Source organism: Pedobacter sp. SYSU D00535 (assembly GCF_017355855.1).
In the GTDB taxonomy this organism is placed as follows: Bacteria; Bacteroidota; Bacteroidia; order Sphingobacteriales; family Sphingobacteriaceae; genus Desertivirga.
In genome coordinates this window covers 43015-63053 of the sequence record NZ_JAFEWD010000005.1, presented here as the reverse complement: position 1 = coordinate 63053, position 20039 = coordinate 43015, and the positions used below count along the sequence as shown (strand labels likewise).

At 42.8% G+C, this 20039-nt stretch carries 17 protein-coding genes and 1 tRNA gene; 7 read left to right on the top strand and 11 right to left on the bottom strand.

The features are described from left to right. From J4N23_RS12510 to miaA, 7 genes are all read left to right on the top strand, one after another. Entirely contained in the window at nt 1–870 is an 870-nt protein-coding gene (locus tag J4N23_RS12510) for an N-acetylglucosamine kinase (protein ID WP_207427760.1), read from the top strand. Between the two features lie 96 nt (nt 871–966). Continuing rightward, nucleotides 967–1785, top strand: coding sequence for a 2,3,4,5-tetrahydropyridine-2,6-dicarboxylate N-succinyltransferase (locus J4N23_RS12505; RefSeq protein WP_207427758.1), 819 nt, complete (start codon nt 967–969; stop codon nt 1783–1785). Nucleotides 1786–1888: 103 nt separating this feature from the next. Then, nucleotides 1889–3004 carry a glycosyltransferase family 1 protein gene (locus J4N23_RS12500; protein WP_207427757.1) on the top strand — a complete coding sequence of 372 codons (1116 nt, stop codon included), beginning with the start codon at nt 1889–1891 and terminating at the stop codon, nt 3002–3004. After that, nucleotides 2997–3563, top strand: coding sequence for an L-threonylcarbamoyladenylate synthase (locus tag J4N23_RS12495; protein WP_207427756.1), 567 nt, complete (start codon nt 2997–2999; stop codon nt 3561–3563). Before J4N23_RS12500 ends, J4N23_RS12495 begins: the two co-directional genes overlap by 8 nt. Nucleotides 3564–3657: 94 nt before the next feature. After that, complete coding sequence (locus tag J4N23_RS12490; protein WP_207427755.1) at nt 3658–5067, top strand: CCA tRNA nucleotidyltransferase; 1410 nt, start codon at nt 3658–3660, stop codon at nt 5065–5067. Nucleotides 5068–5144: 77 nt separating this feature from the next. After that, a complete protein-coding gene (locus J4N23_RS12485; RefSeq protein WP_207427754.1) occupies nt 5145–5792 on the top strand; it encodes a hypothetical protein in 648 nt (215 codons plus the stop codon). Between the two features lie 45 nt (nt 5793–5837). Next, nucleotides 5838–6746, top strand: a complete 909-nt coding sequence (miaA, locus tag J4N23_RS12480; RefSeq protein ID WP_207427753.1) for a tRNA (adenosine(37)-N6)-dimethylallyltransferase MiaA — start codon at nt 5838–5840, stop codon at nt 6744–6746. Between the two features lie 31 nt (nt 6747–6777). On the opposite strand, the gene J4N23_RS12475 is transcribed toward miaA, so the two are convergent. The 11 genes from J4N23_RS12475 to tuf form a co-directional block, all read right to left on the bottom strand. Beyond that, nucleotides 6778–7089 carry a DUF3467 domain-containing protein gene (locus J4N23_RS12475; protein ID WP_207427752.1) on the bottom strand — a complete coding sequence of 104 codons (312 nt, stop codon included), beginning with the start codon at nt 7087–7089 and terminating at the stop codon, nt 6778–6780. Nucleotides 7090–7343: 254 nt separating this feature from the next. After that, nucleotides 7344–11630, bottom strand: a complete 4287-nt coding sequence (gene rpoC, locus J4N23_RS12470; protein ID WP_207427750.1) for a DNA-directed RNA polymerase subunit beta' — start codon at nt 11628–11630, stop codon at nt 7344–7346. A 90-nt stretch (nt 11631–11720) separates the two neighbouring features. Further along, nucleotides 11721–15527 carry a DNA-directed RNA polymerase subunit beta gene (gene rpoB / locus J4N23_RS12465; protein WP_207427749.1) on the bottom strand — a complete coding sequence of 1269 codons (3807 nt, stop codon included), beginning with the start codon at nt 15525–15527 and terminating at the stop codon, nt 11721–11723. A gap of 148 nt (nt 15528–15675) precedes the next feature. Further along, on the bottom strand, nt 15676–16053 hold the full coding sequence (rplL, locus tag J4N23_RS12460; protein WP_207427748.1) for a 50S ribosomal protein L7/L12: 378 nt from the start codon (nt 16051–16053) through the stop codon (nt 15676–15678). Between the two features lie 60 nt (nt 16054–16113). Continuing rightward, nucleotides 16114–16632 (bottom strand): 50S ribosomal protein L10, encoded by a 519-nt coding sequence (rplJ, locus tag J4N23_RS12455; RefSeq protein ID WP_207427747.1) that lies wholly within the window; start codon nt 16630–16632, stop codon nt 16114–16116. Between the two features lie 3 nt (nt 16633–16635). Further along, nucleotides 16636–17334, bottom strand: coding sequence for a 50S ribosomal protein L1 (gene rplA / locus J4N23_RS12450; protein WP_207427746.1), 699 nt, complete (start codon nt 17332–17334; stop codon nt 16636–16638). 21 nt (nt 17335–17355) lie between these two features. After that, nucleotides 17356–17799 carry a 50S ribosomal protein L11 gene (gene rplK / locus J4N23_RS12445; protein WP_207427745.1) on the bottom strand — a complete coding sequence of 148 codons (444 nt, stop codon included), beginning with the start codon at nt 17797–17799 and terminating at the stop codon, nt 17356–17358. A 114-nt stretch (nt 17800–17913) separates the two neighbouring features. Further along, nucleotides 17914–18456: a transcription termination/antitermination protein NusG gene (gene nusG / locus J4N23_RS12440; protein WP_207427744.1), complete on the bottom strand. Its 543-nt coding sequence runs from the start codon at nt 18454–18456 to the stop codon at nt 17914–17916. An 11-nt stretch (nt 18457–18467) separates the two neighbouring features. Further along, nucleotides 18468–18662: a preprotein translocase subunit SecE gene (secE, locus tag J4N23_RS12435; protein ID WP_207427742.1), complete on the bottom strand. Its 195-nt coding sequence runs from the start codon at nt 18660–18662 to the stop codon at nt 18468–18470. Nucleotides 18663–18675: 13 nt separating this feature from the next. After that, nucleotides 18676–18746 (bottom strand) — tRNA-Trp (locus tag J4N23_RS12430). A 57-nt stretch (nt 18747–18803) separates the two neighbouring features. Beyond that, nucleotides 18804–19991: an elongation factor Tu gene (tuf, locus tag J4N23_RS12425; RefSeq protein ID WP_207427740.1), complete on the bottom strand. Its 1188-nt coding sequence runs from the start codon at nt 19989–19991 to the stop codon at nt 18804–18806. Between the last annotated feature and the right edge of the window lie 48 nt (nt 19992–20039).

Genomic DNA, 20039 nt, shown 5'->3' with positions numbered 1-20039 from the left:
ATGATACTTATTGCGGACGGTGGATCGACCAAAACTCATTGGGCATTAATAACGAAAGATCTGAACATCAAAGATTTTTACTCTGAAGGCTACAACCCCTATTTTGTAGATACGCCCTACATTATAACTTCGCTGACCGAAGCGCTTCCTACGGATATAATTACAACTAAGGTAGAGAAGATATATTTTTACGGTGCAGGGGTTCATAATACAGAGAAAGCAGAAGTACTTTCGGCCGCCTTCAAAAGTATTTTCACTAATGCCAGCACGTACATTGATAATGACCTGCTAGCTTCTTGCAGAGCCTTGCTGGGCGACAATCCCGGTTTTGCCGCCATACTTGGCACCGGGACTAACACCTGCCTTTATGACGGGACTACAATCGCTCATAAAATCAACTCTGCAGCATATATTTTGGGCGATGAAGGCAGCGGATGTTATTTAGGAAAAAAACTATTAATTGATTTTGTAAGAGGACGCCTACCCAAACATCTTGAAGAAGCCTTTAACGAAAAATATAAAATCAGCGCATCCGACATACTTGACAGGATCTATACGAAACCCCTTGCTAATCGCTTCTGCGCAAGCTTCAGTCAATTCCTCTATGACCATTTAAGCGACTCATATGCAAGCGGACTGGTAGAACAGTCGTTCGAAGATTTCTTCCGGCAACTAGTATCTGGCTATCCGAATTATGAAACCTACGAGTTTAATTCCGTCGGCTCTGTTGGATTCTATTTCCAGGATATTCTAACAAGGGTAGCAGCAAAATATGGGATGGCGACAGGAAAAATTATTAAATCTCCAATGGAGGGCTTACTTCAGTACCACAAAAAGCTCATCCTTAAAGAAAACCTTTTATTAGCATAATTTCCATTTGTCTGAGAAGTATTAAAAATTGATTTAACCGGGGTGGATTTTAAATATGTCTTGTGAAAAGCGTTACTTTGCCAAAAAATTCGATAAATGATACCGGAACTACAGAAAAAAATTGAACAGGTTTGGGAAGACCGCACATTCCTTACCTTCCCTGACTATGCTGATGCCATTGAAACAGTAGTTGATATGCTTGATAAAGGTGAACTGCGTGTTGCTGAACCAGTTGCCGGAGGATGGCATGTGAACGATTGGGTAAAGAAAGCTGTAATTCTTTATTTTCCAATAAGACAAATGGAGGTAATTGAGACGGGGCCATTTGTTTTCCATGATAAAATGAAACTGAAAACTAACTACAAAGAACTTGGAGTTAGAGTAGTGCCACAGGCAACTGCACGATATGGCGCCTATTTGTCGAAAGGCGTAATTATGATGCCTTCCTACGTAAATATTGGCGCTTATGTGGATGAAGGCACTATGGTAGACACCTGGGCTACTGTCGGCTCCTGTGCTCAGATCGGCAAAAATGTTCATCTAAGTGGTGGTGTTGGGATCGGCGGCGTGCTGGAACCAGTACAAGCGGCACCAGTAATTATTGAAGATAACGCATTTATCGGCTCGAGAGCTATTGTAGTTGAGGGAGTTAGAGTTGGCGCAGAAGCTGTTCTTGGTGCCAATGTTTGCTTAACAGCCTCCACTAAAATTATTGACGTTACCGGTCCTGAACCCATAGAATACAAAGGCGAAGTGCCTCCCCGTTCAGTGGTAATCCCTGGTTCTTATACCAAAAAGTTTGCAGCTGGAGAATATCAGGTTCCATGTGCATTAATCATAGGCCAACGTAAAGAATCAACAGACAAAAAGACTTCTTTAAATGATGCATTGCGCGAGCACAACGTTGCCGTGTAATTTCAAGGAATAATAAATTCATTGTCAAAGTTGTAAGGTTAGAAACTCGTTTTCGAAGCTTTACAACTTTTGACTTTTTATAATAAACTTTTATCTTGGGTGAATGCGTATAGGATTTGATGGAAAACGTGCTATTCAAAATTTTACCGGACTTGGCAATTACAGTCGCTTCGTCCTTGATCTTTTGGCACGGCACTACTCCGACTATCGCTATTACCTCTATACTGCAAAACGGCCTAAAGAGAACTACGGAATCCCCGAGAATATCCAATTCGTACACCCGAAACGATATAAAAACAGCGCTATTTGGCGAACGTTTACGATCCTCAGGAATTTAAAGAAAGACAAGATAGATCTTTATCATGGATTAAGTAATGAATTGCCGATCGGTATCTCCAAATCGGGTATTGCTTCGGTAGTTACCATCCACGACCTTATTTTCCTTCGATTTCCTGACTTCTATTCACCAATTGATCGGGCTATCTACAAATTCAAATTCAAGTATGCTTGTCAACACGCGACAAGAATAATCGCGGTGAGTGAACAAACAAAGGCTGACATCGTTAGCTTTTTCAAAATCTCTCCTGAAAAGATAGATGTAGTTTACCAAGGATGCAATGTTGCCTTTCAGCAAAAGGCATCAGAACGAGAAAAAGTAAACATCCGGTCGGAATACCACTTGCCCGCCAAATATCTTCTTCATGTAGGTACTATCGAGGAGAGGAAAAACTTAATGCTGATTGTGAAAGCACTGCCGAAAGTTTCGGCAGATGTAAAGTTGGTGGTGATTGGACGGGAGACAGACTACGCGGCTGAAGTAAGAGAATTCATTCAAAGTAATAATTTAACAGAGCGGGTTATTTTCCTGAAAAACGTGCCGCTGAAAGATTTGCCAACCATCTATCAACTTGCAGAGATGTTCATCTATCCTTCAGAATTTGAAGGTTTCGGAATACCGATCATTGAAGCCCTGTACTCGGGAGTACCGGTAATTGCAGCAACGGGATCTTGTCTGGAAGAGGCAGGTGGCCCGGGAGCATGCTATGTACATCCGAAAGATGAAGTGCAGTTGGGGTATTGTATCAACAACATTTTGAACCGCCCTGATGTACGGGAAGAAATGGTAAAAATGGGATACCAGCACGTCGAGAATTTTTCGGAAAGCAGATTGGCCGCAAATCTCATAAACACTTACACTAAAGCACTTTACAATGCTTAAAGACGACATTAACAAAGCACTAGAAATACTCAATGAAGGAGGTATTATCCTCTATCCTACTGATACCATTTGGGGCTTAGGTTGTGATGCGACAAACGAAGCGGCGGTAGAGCGTATATTCAAGCTTAAAGGCCGGGACGCCGGTAAAAGCTTAATCGTTCTGCTGGACACTGAAAACAAACTGGAAAGTTATGTAACAGAGGTACCTGCAATCGCTTATGATTTGATTGAGTACGCCGAAAACCCATTGACCATTATCTACTCAGGGGCAAAAAACCTGGCAAAAAATGTAATTCACGAAGATGGGAGTCTGGGTATACGGGTAGCAAAACATCCGTTTTGCCAACAGTTGATTCAACGGTTCCGAAAACCTATCGTCTCTACTTCTGCCAACATAAGTGGAGAAGCTTCTCCAAAAAACTTTTCAGAAATTGCAGACGAGATAAAAAACGGGGTAGACTATGTAGTTAAGTATGAACAGGATGACCTGAGTGAGAAGCGACCCTCAACCATTATGAAGTTGGAAACAGACGGTCGTTTTTCCTTTATCCGTCGATAAAGCGCAGCTTTTTTTCCCCCTTACTAACGAATTAAACTATTTTTGCAGCAATCTCCGGCCGACACCCAAAATATTGGCTCGAAAGAACGCAAATATGAAGCAACACCTCCAACATCCGATTTTTGCAAGATTACGTGACCTGGCTTCTGCCACGAACACCGAAATTTATGTAATAGGAGGTTTTGTTAGAGACCTGTTTCTAAGCAGGCCATCGAAAGACATAGATATTCTTGTAATAGGCAGCGGGACCGATTTTGCTGAAAGAGTAGCGGCAGAACTAAAGGTGCAGGTGAATGTTTTCAAAAACTTTGGTACTGCAATGCTAAAGTATGAAGACCTGGAGGTTGAGTTTGTAGGCGCACGAAAGGAATCCTACAGGGCAGATTCGAGAAAGCCAATAGTGGAGAACGGAACTTTAGAGGATGATCAGAAACGACGTGACTTCAGCATAAATGCGATGGCGCTGTCGCTGAATAAAGAGAGCTTCGGAGAATTGCTGGATCCGTTCGGTGGCATTGGAGACCTTCAAGCGAAATTAGTTCGCACTCCTTTAAATCCGGAGGAAACCTTTTCTGACGACCCCCTTCGCATGATGCGTGCGATCCGCTTCGCTTCACAACTTAATTTCAGTATTGATACAATAGCTGTAGATGCAATAAGAACCAATAAAGAGCGGATCTCGATCGTATCGAAAGAAAGGATCACAGACGAGCTTAACAAAATTATTTCGTCTCCAAAGCCCTCCTTAGGATTTAAATACCTGTTCGATACCGGTCTCCTCCATCTTATCTTTCCGCAAATGGCGCAGCTATTTGGCGTTGAATACGTTAACGGGAAGGGCCATAAAGACAATTTCTACCATACACTGGAGGTATTGGATAACATTGCTGAAGTTAGCGATGATTTATGGCTACGTTGGGCAGCAATTCTGCATGATATTGCAAAGCCTGCGACGAAACGGTTTGACCCTAAATTAGGTTGGACGTTCCATGGCCATGAAGACCGGGGAGCACGAATGGTTCCGAAGATCTTCGCTCAGCTAAAATTGCCCTTGAACGAAAAAATGAAGTTCGTTCAAAAACTGGTACTCCTGCATTTGCGACCCATTGTTCTGGCCCAGGAGGTAGTTACCGATTCCGCTGTCCGTCGCCTGCTGTTTGACGCAGGTGAAGACATTGAAAGCCTGATGATGCTTTGCCATGCTGATGTAACTACAAAGAACGAGTACAAGAAGAAGAAGTATCGACAGAACTTTGAACTGGTAAAGCAAAAGCTAAAGGATGTTGAAGAAAGGGATCAAATCCGGAACTGGCAACCGCCGGTCACGGGACTTGATATCATGGAAACATTTGGGATACCAGCCGGAAGAGAGGTGGGAATCATCAAAAATCAAATAAGGGAAGCAATTCTTGAAGGGGAAATAAAAAATTCCCGGGAAGAAGCGTTCTCATTTATGATCGAAAAAGGCAGAGCGATTGGGCTAAAACCGGTCGTACCTAAATAGCAGATTTTAAAAACATTATATTTAAAAAAGAGTTATTGATACTCCAATTTCATTAATTCGTACAAACTAGAATTAACATGGCAATTTACAGGTTCAGGGTGTCTTTTGAAGATTACGACGACGTAGTCCGCGAAATAGATATTAAATCTACCCAGACTTTTGAGGATCTTCACTACGCAATTCATAAAGGCACCGGCTATAACCCGGAGCAGTCTTCCTCTTTTTATGTGAGTAATGACCATTGGATTAAGGGCGACGAGATCGCTTTTTTACCCACCCAACGAAAACAGGACAGAGGTGTAACGTTAATGGCTGGTACTAAACTTAACAGGTTTATAGACGACCCTCATCAAAAGTTCTATTATACTTACAATTTTGACCGGCCGTTTGACTTCCACGTTGAGCTACTGAAAATTTTACTTGACGAGGATCCCTCCAAAGTGTACCCTGCAATAGTAAAAAGCGTTGGTGAGCCACCGAAACCTGCAGGTTCGATATTGCCTCCTCCGGGAAGCGGCGAGGAACCCGACGATTTGGATTTCCTGGCCGACCTAGATGACGATGCAGAACCGGAAGAAGAAATGGCAGTAGTTGACGAGCTGGGCATTGGCATGCAGGAAGAAGAGCAGGAGGAGGAAGAAGAGGAAAAAGATGAATTTATGGACGAGTTTTCTGACAATGATAACTTCGAATCCGACGACTACAATAATAAAGAAGACTATTAGTTTGCTTAATGATAGGGTACTACGGTACCCTTTACTATTTCTTGGATGAGCGAAAAGACTCTTATAGTTATTGTAGGACCTACTGCCATCGGCAAGACCGAACTTGCCATTAAAGTCGCTCAGGAGTTTAATACTGAAATTATATCTGCCGACTCGAGACAGTTTTACAGGGAAATGTCGATCGGTACGGCAAAACCTACAGCTGAAGAACTTGCAGCAGCCCCTCATCATTTTATTGACTCCCTTTCGATTACTGATACCTACACCGTGGGTGATTATGAAGTGGAAGCGTTGCAACGTTTGGGAAAACTATTTGAAAGGCGTTCTCAAGCTGTTCTTGTTGGAGGTTCAGGATTATTTATCAAGGCTGTTACAGATGGCTTTGATGATCTTCCCAAAGCCCCTGTCCTACTGCGGGAAGAATTGAACCAAGCAGTTGAACTACATGGGCTTCAGTCGCTGCAAGAACGGCTAAAGAAGCTGGATCCCGAGTATTTCAACGAGGTTGATTTAAACAACCCCCAACGAGTTATACGTGCCCTGGAAGTGTGTTTGAGTACCGGCCAACCTTTCTCGTCTTTCAGACAAAAAAACCTAAAAAAAAGGGACTTCGAAATCATTAAAATAGGGCTGACAACGGATCGCGAAAAACTATATAACAGAATTAACTTGCGTGTCGACAAAATGATGGAGCTTGGGCTTTTGGAGGAAGTGAAAACACTGCGGCCCTACGAGAACCAGAACGCCCTAAATACCGTTGGCTACTCAGAGCTTTTTGCTCACCTAAAAGGGGAGCTTTCGCTCACTGATGCAGTAGCCAGCATAAAACAGAATACACGCCGATTTGCAAAAAGACAACTAACCTGGTTTAGACGAGATGCGGAAATTACTTGGTTCGATCCGGAGGACAGTCAAGCTATTCTCGAATTTATAAGAGAAAAGGCAGTTGGCTAAGTGCCACTGCCTTTTTGCTTTTTAACAACTATTAAGCCTGCGCTGTTGGTCCCCCAAAATTCATTGGAATTCCCTGCTCATCCTGAATAGCTATTCTTCCGTTTACGGCTTCATACTTCTCGATATTATCTTCCAGTGCTCTCAGCAATCTTTTTGCATGCTCAGGAGTAAGTATAATTCGCGACTTTACTTTCGCCTTTGGAACTCCTGGCATCACCCTGATAAAGTCTAATACAAATTCAGTGTTCGAATGAGTGATGATAGCTAGGTTCGAGTAAGTTCCTTCAGCAACTTCTTCTGAAAGTTCAATATTCAATTGGTTGTCGTTGTTTTGCTCTTCCATTTTGTAAAAATAAAAAATATAGTGGCAAGTTAATCATGCGCCAGATTTAGAAACGGCATTGAAATGCCACGGTTGTAAAATAAACCTGGTTGCAGCGGAGGCCGGCCAAGAGTAAGGCCTGCAGGCCTATAAGCGGAAAACAAGTCAGGGCGGTCTGCGAGGACCCCATCGTTCTTTTTCAAACAAAAAAACATCTTAAAAAAAAAGCCCCCCTGATAAACAGGAGGGCTTGTTTATTGGGCAGAACCTATAAACTAGGCCTCTACTTCTTCTTGCTTGGACGCCATCAATCTGTCGTACTCTTCCTGAGAACCCACTATGATACGCTCATAGCTGCGGAGACCAGTTCCTGAAGGAATCAAGTGACCTACAATTACGTTCTCTTTCAGACCTAGTAGATTATCCCGTTTACCGCTGATAGCTGCCTCGTTAAGAACCTTAGTAGTTTCCTGGAAGGAAGCGGCAGAGATGAACGATTTAGTACCAAGTGAAGCGCGTGTGATACCTTGTAGCAACGGACTTGAAGTTGCTGCGATCGCATCGCGAGCTTCTACCAGTTTCATATCCCTACGTTTTAATTGAGAGTTTTCATCTCTCAACTTACGTACAGAAATGATTTGTCCTGCTTTCAGTGTCGTTGAATCACCCGGATCTGTAACAACCTTCTTGTCAAAGATATCGTCATTCTCCTGCATGAAGTCCCAACGATCAACAGCATCATTTTCTAAGAAACGAGTATCACCCGGATCTTCGATTTTCACTTTCTGCATCATCTGGTGAACGATTACTTCAAAGTGTTTATCGTTGATCTTCACCCCTTGCAGACGGTAAACTTCCTGAATACCATTTACCAGGTATTCTTGAACTGCTGCAGGTCCTTTAATTGCAAGGATGTCAGCAGGAGAAATTGAACCGTCAGAAAGTGGCATACCAGCTTTCACAAAGTCATTGTCCTGTACCAGGATGTGTTTAGAAAGCGGCACCAGGTATTTCTTGATTTGCCCATCTCTGGACTCGATCGAAATTTCGCGGTTACCACGTTTAACACCTCCAAGAGTTACCACACCGTCGATTTCAGTTACTACCGCTGGATTAGATGGATTACGAGCCTCGAACAACTCTGTTACACGAGGAAGACCACCGGTGATGTCACGGGTTTTTCCTGTTGAACGAGGAATTTTCGCAATAACTTCACCCATTTTCACTTTCGTACCTTCATCAACCGCAATGTGCGCACCTACCGGGATGTTGTATCCTTTTACAGTGCTTCCAGTATTGTCGATAATGCGGATCACCGGGTTCTTCGTCTTATCACGGGTATCGATGATAACTTTCTCTCTGTGTCCGGTTTGCTCGTCGGATTCTTCACGGAAGGTTACACCTTCAATAACAGCCTCAAACTCGATTTTACCGCTGAACTCAGAGATGATAACCGCGTTATACGGATCCCAGCTACAAATTCTATCGCCTTTGGTTACTTTATCTCCTTCGTTTACATACAAGTAAGAACCGTAAGGGATGTTGTTAGTCATGATTACTCTTCCGCTGTTTGGTTCAACAATACGGAATTCACCTGAACGACCCAACACTACCTCCACCGGACCTTCCTCTGTTTCGTAAGGAACCGTTCTGATGTTCTCAAATTCGATCACACCATCAAATTTAGCGTTGATCTGAGATTCAGCAGCAATGTTCGATGCAGTACCACCGACGTGGAACGTACGAAGTGTCAGCTGTGTTCCCGGCTCACCGATTGACTGAGCAGCAATTACACCGACAGCCTCACCAGCTTGCACACGCTTACCTGTTGCCAAGTTACGTCCGTAGCAAAGAGCACAAACACCGCGCTTGCTTTCACATGTCAATACTGAACGGATTTCGATTCCCTCGAGAGCTGAGTTCTCGATATTATGTGCCACATCTTCGTTAATGTCTTCACCTGCAGAAACAAGTAGTTCACCAGTGATAGGATCATAAACATCATGCAGCGAGGTTCTTCCCAAGATTCTGTCGTATAACGGCTCTACGATATCCTCGTTGTCTTTAAGAGCTGTTGTGAAGATACCTCTTAGAGTACCACAATCAGTCTCACCAACAATCATATCCTGAGCAACGTCATGCAAACGACGGGTTAAGTAACCAGCATCCGCTGTTTTTAACGCCGTATCCGCAAGACCTTTACGAGCACCGTGGGTAGAGATGAAGTACTCGAGTACCGACAATCCTTCTTTAAAGTTCGAAAGGATCGGGTTCTCAATAATTTCACCACCTGAACCCGATTTCTGAGGCTTAGCCATCAGTCCCCGCATACCGCAAAGCTGACGGATCTGCTCTTTAGAACCACGGGCACCAGAATCAAGCATCATGTATACCGAGTTGAAACCTTGATTATCGTTGGACAGGATATCCATAACGTTTGCAGTCAAACGGTTATTGATACGAGTCCAGATATCGATGATCTGGTTGTAACGCTCGTTGTTGGTAATGAATCCCATGTTATAGTTATTCATTACTTCTTCCACTTCCTGAGATGCCTGCTCAATCAACTTCACTTTCGCTTCAGGAATGTTAAGATCCTGCAGGTTAAATGAAAGACCACCGCGGAAGGCCATCTGGAATCCTAGTTCTTTGATATCGTCAAGGAACTGGGCTGCACGGGCCATACCAGTAATCTTCACTACTTCACCAATGATATCACGAAGCGATTTCTTGGTAAGAAGCTCATTGATATAACCTACTTCTTCCGGAACGTGTTGATTAAATAACACACGTCCTACAGTAGTTTCGATCAATTTATTTACGATAGTCCCGTCTTTTTCTTTGGCATTTGCTTTCACCTTGATGAACGCATGCAGGTCTACTTTCTTCTCATTGTAAGCGATAATTACCTCTTCTGCAGAATAGAAAGTCTGGCCTTCCCCTTTCATCACGCGGTTAGCATCCGTCTTCCGGCCCTTAGTAATATAGTACAGACCAAGTACCATGTCCTGAGAAGGAACGGTAATCGGCGAACCGTTAGCAGGGTTAAGAATGTTGTGAGATGCAAGCATTAACACCTGGGCTTCCAAAATTGCAGCATTACCAAGGGGTACGTGAACTGCCATCTGGTCACCGTCAAAGTCGGCGTTGAACGCGGTACACACTAGCGGGTGCAGTTGGATTGCTTTACCCTCTACTAGTTTTGGCTGGAAAGCCTGGATACCTAAACGGTGTAGTGTAGGAGCACGGTTTAAAAGAACCGGGTGACCTTTCAACACATTTTCAAGGATATCCCAAACCAGTGGATCTTTGCGATCAACTATTTTTTTAGCTGATTTTACCGTTTTTACCACACCTCTTTCAATCATCTTACGGATGATGAATGGTTTGAACAGCTCAGCTGCCATGTCTTTAGGCAAACCACACTCGTGTAATTTCAAGTGAGGTCCTACAACAATTACAGAACGTGCAGAATAGTCAACACGCTTACCTAACAAGTTCTGACGGAAACGTCCTTGCTTACCTTTCAGGATATCTGAAAGCGATTTCAAAGCACGGTTACCTTCAGTCTTAACAGCATTAACTTTACGAGAGTTATCGAACAATGAATCTACAGCTTCCTGTAGCATACGTTTTTCGTTACGTAAGATTACTTCAGGAGCCTTGATTTCGATCAATCTCTTCAGACGATTGTTACGAATAATTACCCGACGATATAAATCGTTCAAGTCAGACGTAGCAAAACGACCACCTTCCAAAGGAACTAACGGACGTAGTTCTGGTGGAATCACAGGAACGATCTTAACGATCATCCACTCCGGCTGATTTTCGATATTTTCACGAGCACCACGGAAAGCTTCAACAACTTGAAGGCGTTTTAATGCTTCGTTTTTCCGTTGCTGAGAAGTCTCGTTAGCTGCCTGGTGACGAAGGTCGTATGAAAGCTGATCTAGATCGATACGCTTCAACAGTTCTTCCAGCGCTTCAGCACCCATTTTAGCGATAAATTTCTGAGGGTCTTTATCGTCTAAGTACTGATTCTCTTTTGGAAGTGTATCTAAAATATCCAGGTACTCTTCTTCAGTCAGGAAATCCATTTTGGCAATTCCGTCTGTTTCTTTGATACCTGGTTGAATTACAACATAACGCTCATAGTAAATAATAAGGTCAAGTTTTTTGGTAGGAAGACCTAACAAATAACCGATCTTATTAGGTAATGAACGGAAGTACCAGATGTGTGCTACCGGAACCACCAGGTTGATGTGTCCCATACGCTCACGACGTACTTTCTTTTCAGTTACTTCAACACCACAACGATCGCAGACAATACCTTTATAACGAATACGCTTGTACTTACCGCAATGACATTCGTAATCCTTTACCGGACCGAAAATGCGCTCGCAGAAAAGTCCATCACGCTCCGGCTTATAGGTACGGTAGTTGATAGTTTCTGGTTTTAAAACCTCACCGCTTGAACGCTCTAAGATAGACTCAGGAGACGCTAAGCTGATAGTAATCGAGGTGAAGTTACTTTTGATTTTATTATCCTTTTTATAAGACATATCTCTTCTTAAGGTTAAAGGTGAAAGGTCAAAGGTGAAAGGTAAGTGCTTTCTGCTGCTTCCCTTTTACCTTTTACCTTCTACCTCGTATTAGTCTAATGTGATATCCAAACCTAAACCTCTTAGCTCATGAACCAATACGTTGAATGATTCAGGAACCGAAGGCGTTGGAAGGTTTTCACCTTTAACAATCGCTTCGTATGTTTTAGCACGTCCTACAACGTCGTCAGATTTCACTGTTAGGATCTCCTGAAGAATGTTGGCTGCACCGAATGCTTCCAGTGCCCACACCTCCATCTCACCAAAACGCTGACCACCGAACTGAGCTTTACCACCCAGAGGCTGTTGTGTAATCAATGAGTATGGACCAATTGAACGGGCGTGCATCTTATCGTCAACCATGTGACCTAACTTCAGCATGTAAATGATACCCACTGTTGTCGGCTGATCGAAACGTTCACCTGTCAGACCGTTGTACAAATACGTTCTACCAGAAGCTGGTAAGTTCGCTTTTGCCACCCACTCTTCAACTTCTTCATGTGTAGCACCGTCGAAGATCGGAGTTGCGAATTTGACACCGAGTTCTTTACCTGCCCAACCAAGTACAGTTTCGTAGATCTGTCCAAGGTTCATACGAGAAGGTACCCCAAGCGGGTTAAGAACGATATCTACAGGCGTTCCATCTTCAAGGAATGGCATGTCCTCATCCCGAACAATCCTGGCAACAATACCTTTGTTACCATGACGACCCGCCATTTTATCCCCTACACGTAGTTTCCGTTTCTTCGCAATGTAAACCTTAGCCATCTGAACGATTCCTGATGGAAGCTCATCTCCTACGCTGATCGCAAATTTGTCACGTTTGTAAGCACCAAGCTCTTCGTTAAGCTTAATGTTATAATTGTGAAGCAATGCTTTGATCAGCTCGTTCTTGTCCTCATCAGTGGTCCATTTAGTTGGATTGATGTTCGCATATTCTAATTCAGCCAGCATTTTCTGAGTGAACTTAGCTCCCTTAGGAACCAAAAGCTCCCTGTAAACGTTGAAAACACCTTGCGAAGTCTTACCATTCACGATGGTAAATAACTTGTCGATCAGCTGATCTTTCAATTGCTTAACTGCTCTGTCATGTGCTGCATCCAGTTTATCCAAAGCTGCTTTCTCTTCCGCTTTAGAAGTTTTCTTTGCACGAGAGAACAACTTGGTATCAATAACGACACCGCTGATGGATGGAGGAGTCTTCAAGGAAGCATCTTTCACGTCTCCGGCTTTATCACCAAAGATCGCACGAAGAAGCTTCTCTTCTGGTGAAGGATCGGACTCTCCTTTCGGGGTGATCTTACCAATAAGAATATCTCCTTCTTTCACTTCAGCCCCGATTCTGATGATACCGTTTTCATCAAGGTCTTTAGTGGCCTCTTCAGAAACGTTCGGAATGTCTGGTGTCAGCTCTTCTTCACCACGTTTTGTATCACGCACCTCTAACTCAAACTCCTCAATATGAAGAGAAGTAAAGATGTCTTGAGATACCACGCGCTCAGAGATTACAATAGCATCCTCAAAGTTAAAACCTTGCCAAGGCATGAATGCCACTTTCAAGTTTCTTCCAAGAGCAAGCTCACCATCCTGCGTTGCATATCCTTCACAAAGCACCTGTCCTTTTTCAACCCGCTGACCGCGTTTAACGATCGGCTTCAGGTTGATACAAGTACTTTGGTTAGTCTTCTTGAATTTAGTTAATCTGTATGACTTAGTTTCGCCTTCAAACGAAACCAATTTATCATCTTCATTTCTGTCGTAGCTGATACGGATTTCGTTAGCGTCAACGTATTCAACCACACCGCTTCCTTCAGCATTGATCAGCGTACGTGAATCACGGGCTACACGACCTTCCAGACCTGTACCTACCACTGGCGCCTCAGGGCGAAGCAATGGAACAGCCTGACGTTGCATGTTCGATCCCATCAAGGCACGGTTAGCATCATCGTGCTCAAGGAACGGAATCAACGAAGCCGCGATCGAAGTAATCTGGTTTGGAGCAACGTCCATCAGATCTAACCTTTCAGGTTCAATTACCGGGAAGTCACCTTCGAAACGGGCTTTTACACGCGGTGATTCGAAGTTACCCTTCTCATCATATTGCGCGTTTGCCTGAGCGATTGTCTTGCCATCCTCGTCTTCAGCTGAAAGATAAATTACCGGCTCTTCAACTACTACTCGTCCCTCTTCTACCTTACGGTAAGGAGTTTCGATAAAACCAAGGTTATTGATTTTTGCGTGAACGCAAAGTGAAGAGATCAAACCGATGTTTGGACCTTCCGGAGTTTCAATAGTACACAAACGACCGTAGTGCGTATAGTGAACGTCACGAACCTCGAAACCAGCACGCTCGCGGGAAAGACCACCAGGACCTAAAGCTGAAAGACGACGCTTGTGCGTGATCTCTGCAAGGGGATTGGTTTGATCCATGAACTGAGATAACTGGTTGGTTCCAAAGAACGAGTTGATCACCGATGAAAGCGTACGTGCATTGATCAGATCTGTAGGCGTGAATACCTCGTTGTCACGGATGTTCATCCGCTCACGAATGGTACGAGCCATACGAGCTAAACCTACACCGAACTGAGCATATAACTGCTCACCTACTGTGCGCACACGACGATTTGACAAGTGATCGATATCATCCACTTCCGCTTTAGAATTGATCAATTTGATCAGGTACTTCACGATAGCAATGATGTCAGCTTTAGTTAAAACTTTAGTCTCGTCGGGAGTATCAAGTTTCAACTTCCGGTTGATGCGGTAACGACCCACATCTCCCAAATCATATCTTTTATCCGAGAAGAATAAACGGTCAATGATACCACGAGCTGTTTCTTCATCTGGTGGTTCAGCATTACGTAATTGACGATAGATATGCTCTACCGCTTCTTTCTCAGAGTTGGAGGTGTCTTTTTGTAATGTATTATAGATAATCGAGTAATCGGCGTTGCTTGATGCATCATCCTTAGAAAGGATAACAGTTTTCACACCAGCATCGATGATCATATCGATATGGTCATCTTCAAGTATAGTTTCGCGCTCAAGGATAATCTCATTACGGTCGATAGATACCACCTCACCTGTATCCTCATCCACAAAGTCTTCTACCCACTTCTTAAGAACCCTTGCAGCAAGCTTCCGACCTACATACTTTTTCAGTCCTGATTTGCTTACTTTAACTTCATCAGCCAATTCAAATAGTTCTAAGATATCTTTATCTGAATCATAACCGATTGCACGTAATAGCGTAGTTACGGGGAATTTTTTCTTACGGTCGATGTAGGCATACATCACGTTATTAACGTCTGTTGCAAACTCAATCCATGAACCTTTAAAAGGAATTACACGGGCTGAATACAACTTTGTTCCATTAGTGTGGCGGCTTTGACCGAAAAACACTCCTGGAGATCTGTGCAACTGAGATACAATTACACGTTCAGCACCATTGATTACAAACGTACCCTTTGGAGTCATGTAAGGAATAGTTCCTAAATAGACGTCCTGTACAATTGTCTCAAAATCTTCGTGTTCTTCATCATTACATGACAAACGGAGTTTTGCCTTTAATGGAACACTGTAAGTTAACCCACGTTCGATACACTCCTGGATATCGTAACGAGGCGGATCAATAAAATAATCGAGAAACTCTAAAACGAAGATGTTTCTTGAGTCAGAGATCGGGAAGTTCTCAGCAAACACCTTAAACAAACCTTCCTGATGGCGGTTGTCTGAAGTCGTCTCCAACTGGAAAAATTCCCTGAAAGATTGCAATTGCACATCCAGGAAATCGGGATAATCGATCACGTGTTTGCTGGTTGCAAAATTTACTCTTTCGCTTTGATTTTTGTTTGCCAATGGATTAAGATTTTAGTTTATAATAAACTGTGACTTATTCGGGATTATCCCCAATCTTGTAAGTCAAACAAAAATGGGTACAATACAAATGGCAATAGACCCCGGTGAAAACCGGAGTCTAGTCCACTATTTTATCGAGTTAAGAAGCTTACTTAATCTCAACAACAGCTCCTGCTTCTTCTAATTGTTTTTTCAAAGCTTCAGCTTCGTCTTTAGCAACACCAGTTTTTAATTCTTTAGGTGCACCGTCAACTAGATCTTTTGCTTCTTTAAGACCAAGACCTGTAAGATCTTTAACTAGTTTCACAACAGCTAATTTCTGACCACCAGCTTCTTTCAAGATTACGTCGAAAGCAGTTTTCTCTTCTGCAGCAGCAGGAGCATCACCAGCAGGAGCAGCAGCAACTGCAACAGCTGCAGCAGCAGGCTCGATACCGTACTCATCTTTCAGGATCTGAGCTAGTTCATTAACTTCTTTAACTGTTAGGTTTACTAATTGTTCAGCAAACGATTTTAAATCTGCCATTTTATTTAAATTTTAAAATTCAATACTTTGTTTAATTAACGGATCTTTCAGGTGTCCGTATTAACCTCTTTCTTGTAATGTTTTAACTAATCCCGCAATAGTAGTTCCGCCTGATTGAAGAGCAGAAAGTACATTCTTAGCAGGTGATTGCAGTAATCCGATGATTTCGCCAACAAGCTCTTCTTTCGATTTCAAGCTTGCAAGTGCGTCTAATTGGTTGTCTCCTACAAATACAGCTGTATCTATATAAGCACCTTTCAACAGCGGCTTATCATTACCTTTTCTAAGCTCTTTAATCAACTTCGCCGGAGCATTAGCTACAGTCGAAAATAAGATCGTTGAAGAACCTTTTAAAGCCTCGCCAAGTTCTGATGAATCCACGCCTGCTGCTTCCATTGCCTTACGAATAAGGGTATTTTTTGCAACTTGAATGGTGACACCATTCTCAAAGAACTTACGACGGATCGCGTTAATCTTAGCTACAGTAAGGTTAGAAGTATCAGTAATATAAAAATTACCGTACTCTTTGATCTGCTCAGTCAGAGCCTGAACAATTTCGTGTTTTTCTTCTCTGTTCATCGCTTAGATCCCCGCTACTGATTTAGTTTCAATTTCGATTCCTGGAGACATAGTAGAAGAGATATGAATACTCTTAAAATATGTTCCTTTTGCTGCTGATGGCTTCAACTTAGAAAGCGTTTGAATTACTTCAAGTGCATTCTCGTAGATTTTATCAGCAGGGAAAGATACTTTACCGATCGAAGTATGGATGATACCGGTTTTGTCAACTTTGAAGTCGATCTTACCACCTTTTACATCAGTTACAGCTTTACCTACCTCTGTAGTTACTGTACCTGATTTAGGGTTTGGCATTAGGTTACGAGGACCTAATATACGTCCAAGTCTACCTACTTTAGCCATAACACTAGGCATGGTGATTATAATATCTACATCTGTCCATCCACCCTCTATTTTAGCAATATACTCATCTAGTCCAACGTAATCCGCTCCTGCTGCTTTTGCTTCCTCTTCTTTATCAGGGGTTACTAAAGCCAAAACACGAACAGTTTTACCTGTACCATGAGGAAGTGTAGCTATACCACGAACCATTTGATTTGCCTTACGAGGATCTACGCCCAAACGAACGTCGATATCTACAGAAGCATCAAACTTTGTGGTAGTGATTTCTTTTACTAATGCCGAAGCATCTTGCAAAGAATAAGCCTTACCAGCCTCAATTTTGGATAGTGCCTTTTTTTGATTTTTTGTTAATCTAGCCACTTTCTTAACTGATTTAATTAATTAACTGTTCCAGGGAGCAGTACCAGTTACGGTAATTCCCATGCTGCGTGCAGTACCAGCTACCATTCTCATAGCTGACTCTACAGTAAATGCGTTTAAGTCAGGCATCTTATCTTTTGCAATAGTTTCAACTTGATCCCATGAAACCTGAGCAACCTTTTTACGGTTAGGCTCTGCTGACCCGCTTTTAATACCTGAAACTTCCATTAACTGGATTGCAACAGGAGGGGTCTTAATGATAAAATCAAATGACTTATCAGCGTAAACTGTAATTACAACCGGCAACACTTTACCTGGCTTATCCTGGGTACGTGCATTGAACTGCTTGCAAAACTCCATGATGTTCACCCCTTTCGCACCCAATGCAGGTCCTACAGGAGGAGATGGATTTGCAGCGCCACCCTTGATCTGTAATTTTACTAGCGCACTGACTTCTTTTGCCATTTTGTTATTTATTTAGTACTCAATGTTAGTAGTGGAAGCATGTAACATTTAAGCTCATAGTTCGATTTATTCGGCCCCGTACACCAGTTGGACTGGTCTTCCCTGTTACGAAACCTACTCTTTTTCTACCTGCATGTAATTCAACTCCAGCGGAGTCCGGCGTCCGAAGATTTTCACCATCACCTTAAGCTTCTTCTTCTCTTCGTTGACCTCTTCAATTACACCTGAAAAACCATTGAACGGACCATCCATTACCTTCACGTTTTCGCCAACGTAATAAGGAACATTCATCGTTTCTCCCTGAGCCGACATCTCATCAACTTTTCCAAGTATCCGATTTACCTCTGCAGGCCGTAGCGGAACAGCATTTCCTCCTTTATCACCAAGGAAGCCAATAACGCTATTTACATTCTTAATAATATGTTCTAATTCTCCGTCTAACGCAGCTTCTATCAGCACGTAACCCGGGTAATAGTTACGCTCTTTCGCGATTTTTTTACCCTCGCGCATTTGGTAATACTTCTCCATAGGTATGAGTACTTGCGGAACCAAATGCGAAATTCCAAGACGGTTGATCTCGGATTCAATATATTGTTTTACTTTTTTCTCCTTACCACTAACCGCCCTAACCACGTACCATTTCAGTTGATCACTCATTACATTCGTCATTAAGCAACTGATCTATAGAACAACTTCAAAATGTTACCTACCGACTCATCCATCGCCAAAATCAGTAATGCGATGATCAGAGAGGCAACAAGTACAATAACAGCTGAATTTTGCAATTCACCCCAAGTTGGCCAGGAAACTTTCCCGGTCATCTCATTGTACGATTCTTTTATAAACTCAACTACGTTAGCCATTTTAAAGCTTTAGCACGGGCACAAGGATTCGAACCCTGATCAAAGGTTTTGGAGACCTCTATTCTACCATTGAACTATGCCCGTGTATTTAAAACATAAGCCTACAATAACGTAGACTTATGTTTTATATTGTGGTAAATCTTAAGCTAAGATTTCAGTTACCTGACCAGCACCTACTGTTCTACCACCCTCACGGATAGCGAAACGTAGACCTTTTTCCATCGCGATCGCGTTAATCAACTTTACAGTGATTGTAACGTTATCACCAGGCATAACCATTTCTACACCTTCAGCTAGTGAAATCTCACCAGTTACGTCTGTAGTACGGAAATAGAACTGAGGACGGTATTTGTTGAAGAATGGAGTGTGACGACCACCTTCTGCTTTTGACAATACGTATACCTCAGCTTTGAAATCTGTGTGAGGAGTTACAGAAGCAGGCTTACAGATAACCATACCACGACGGATATCAGTTTTCTCAATACCACGCAACAATAGACCTACGTTGTCCCCAGCTTCACCTCTGTCAAGGATCTTACGGAACATCTCAACACCAGTAACAGTCGACTTCAAGTTCTCAGCACCCATACCCAGGATTTCAACTGGATCACCAGAGTTGATAACACCACGCTCGATACGGCCAGTTGCTACTGTACCACGACCAGTGATTGAGAACACGTCCTCTACTGGCATCAAGAATGGAAGGTCAGTCAAACGTGGAGGAATTGGAATGTAGCTATCTACTGCATCCATTAACTCCATGATTTTAGCTACCCACTGTGCATCTCCGTTAAGTCCACCTAAAGCAGAACCACGGATTACTGGAATATCGTCACCAGGGAATTCGTAGAATGATAATAGTTCACGAACTTCCATCTCTACTAAGTCTAACAACTCAGGATCATCAACCATATCCACTTTGTTCATGAAAACAACTAGAGCTGGTACACCTACCTGACGAGCCAAAAGAATGTGCTCACGAGTTTGTGGCATCGGACCATCAGTAGAAGCAACTACAAGGATTGCACCATCCATCTGAGCAGCCCCAGTAACCATGTTCTTCACATAGTCAGCGTGACCTGGACAGTCTACGTGCGCATAGTGACGATTAGCTGTAGCATACTCTACGTGTGCAGTATTGATTGTAATACCTCTTTCTTTCTCTTCAGGAGCAGAGTCGATTGAATCAAATGAACGAGCTTCTGACAAACCAGCGTCAGCCAATACTTTAGTGATTGCTGCAGTCAAAGTAGTTTTACCGTGGTCAACGTGACCGATAGTACCGATATTTAAGTGCGGTTTACTGCGGTCAAATTTTTCTTTTGCCATGTTTTTATACTAATTAGTAGGTTAATTTTACTTTACTATAAACGATTA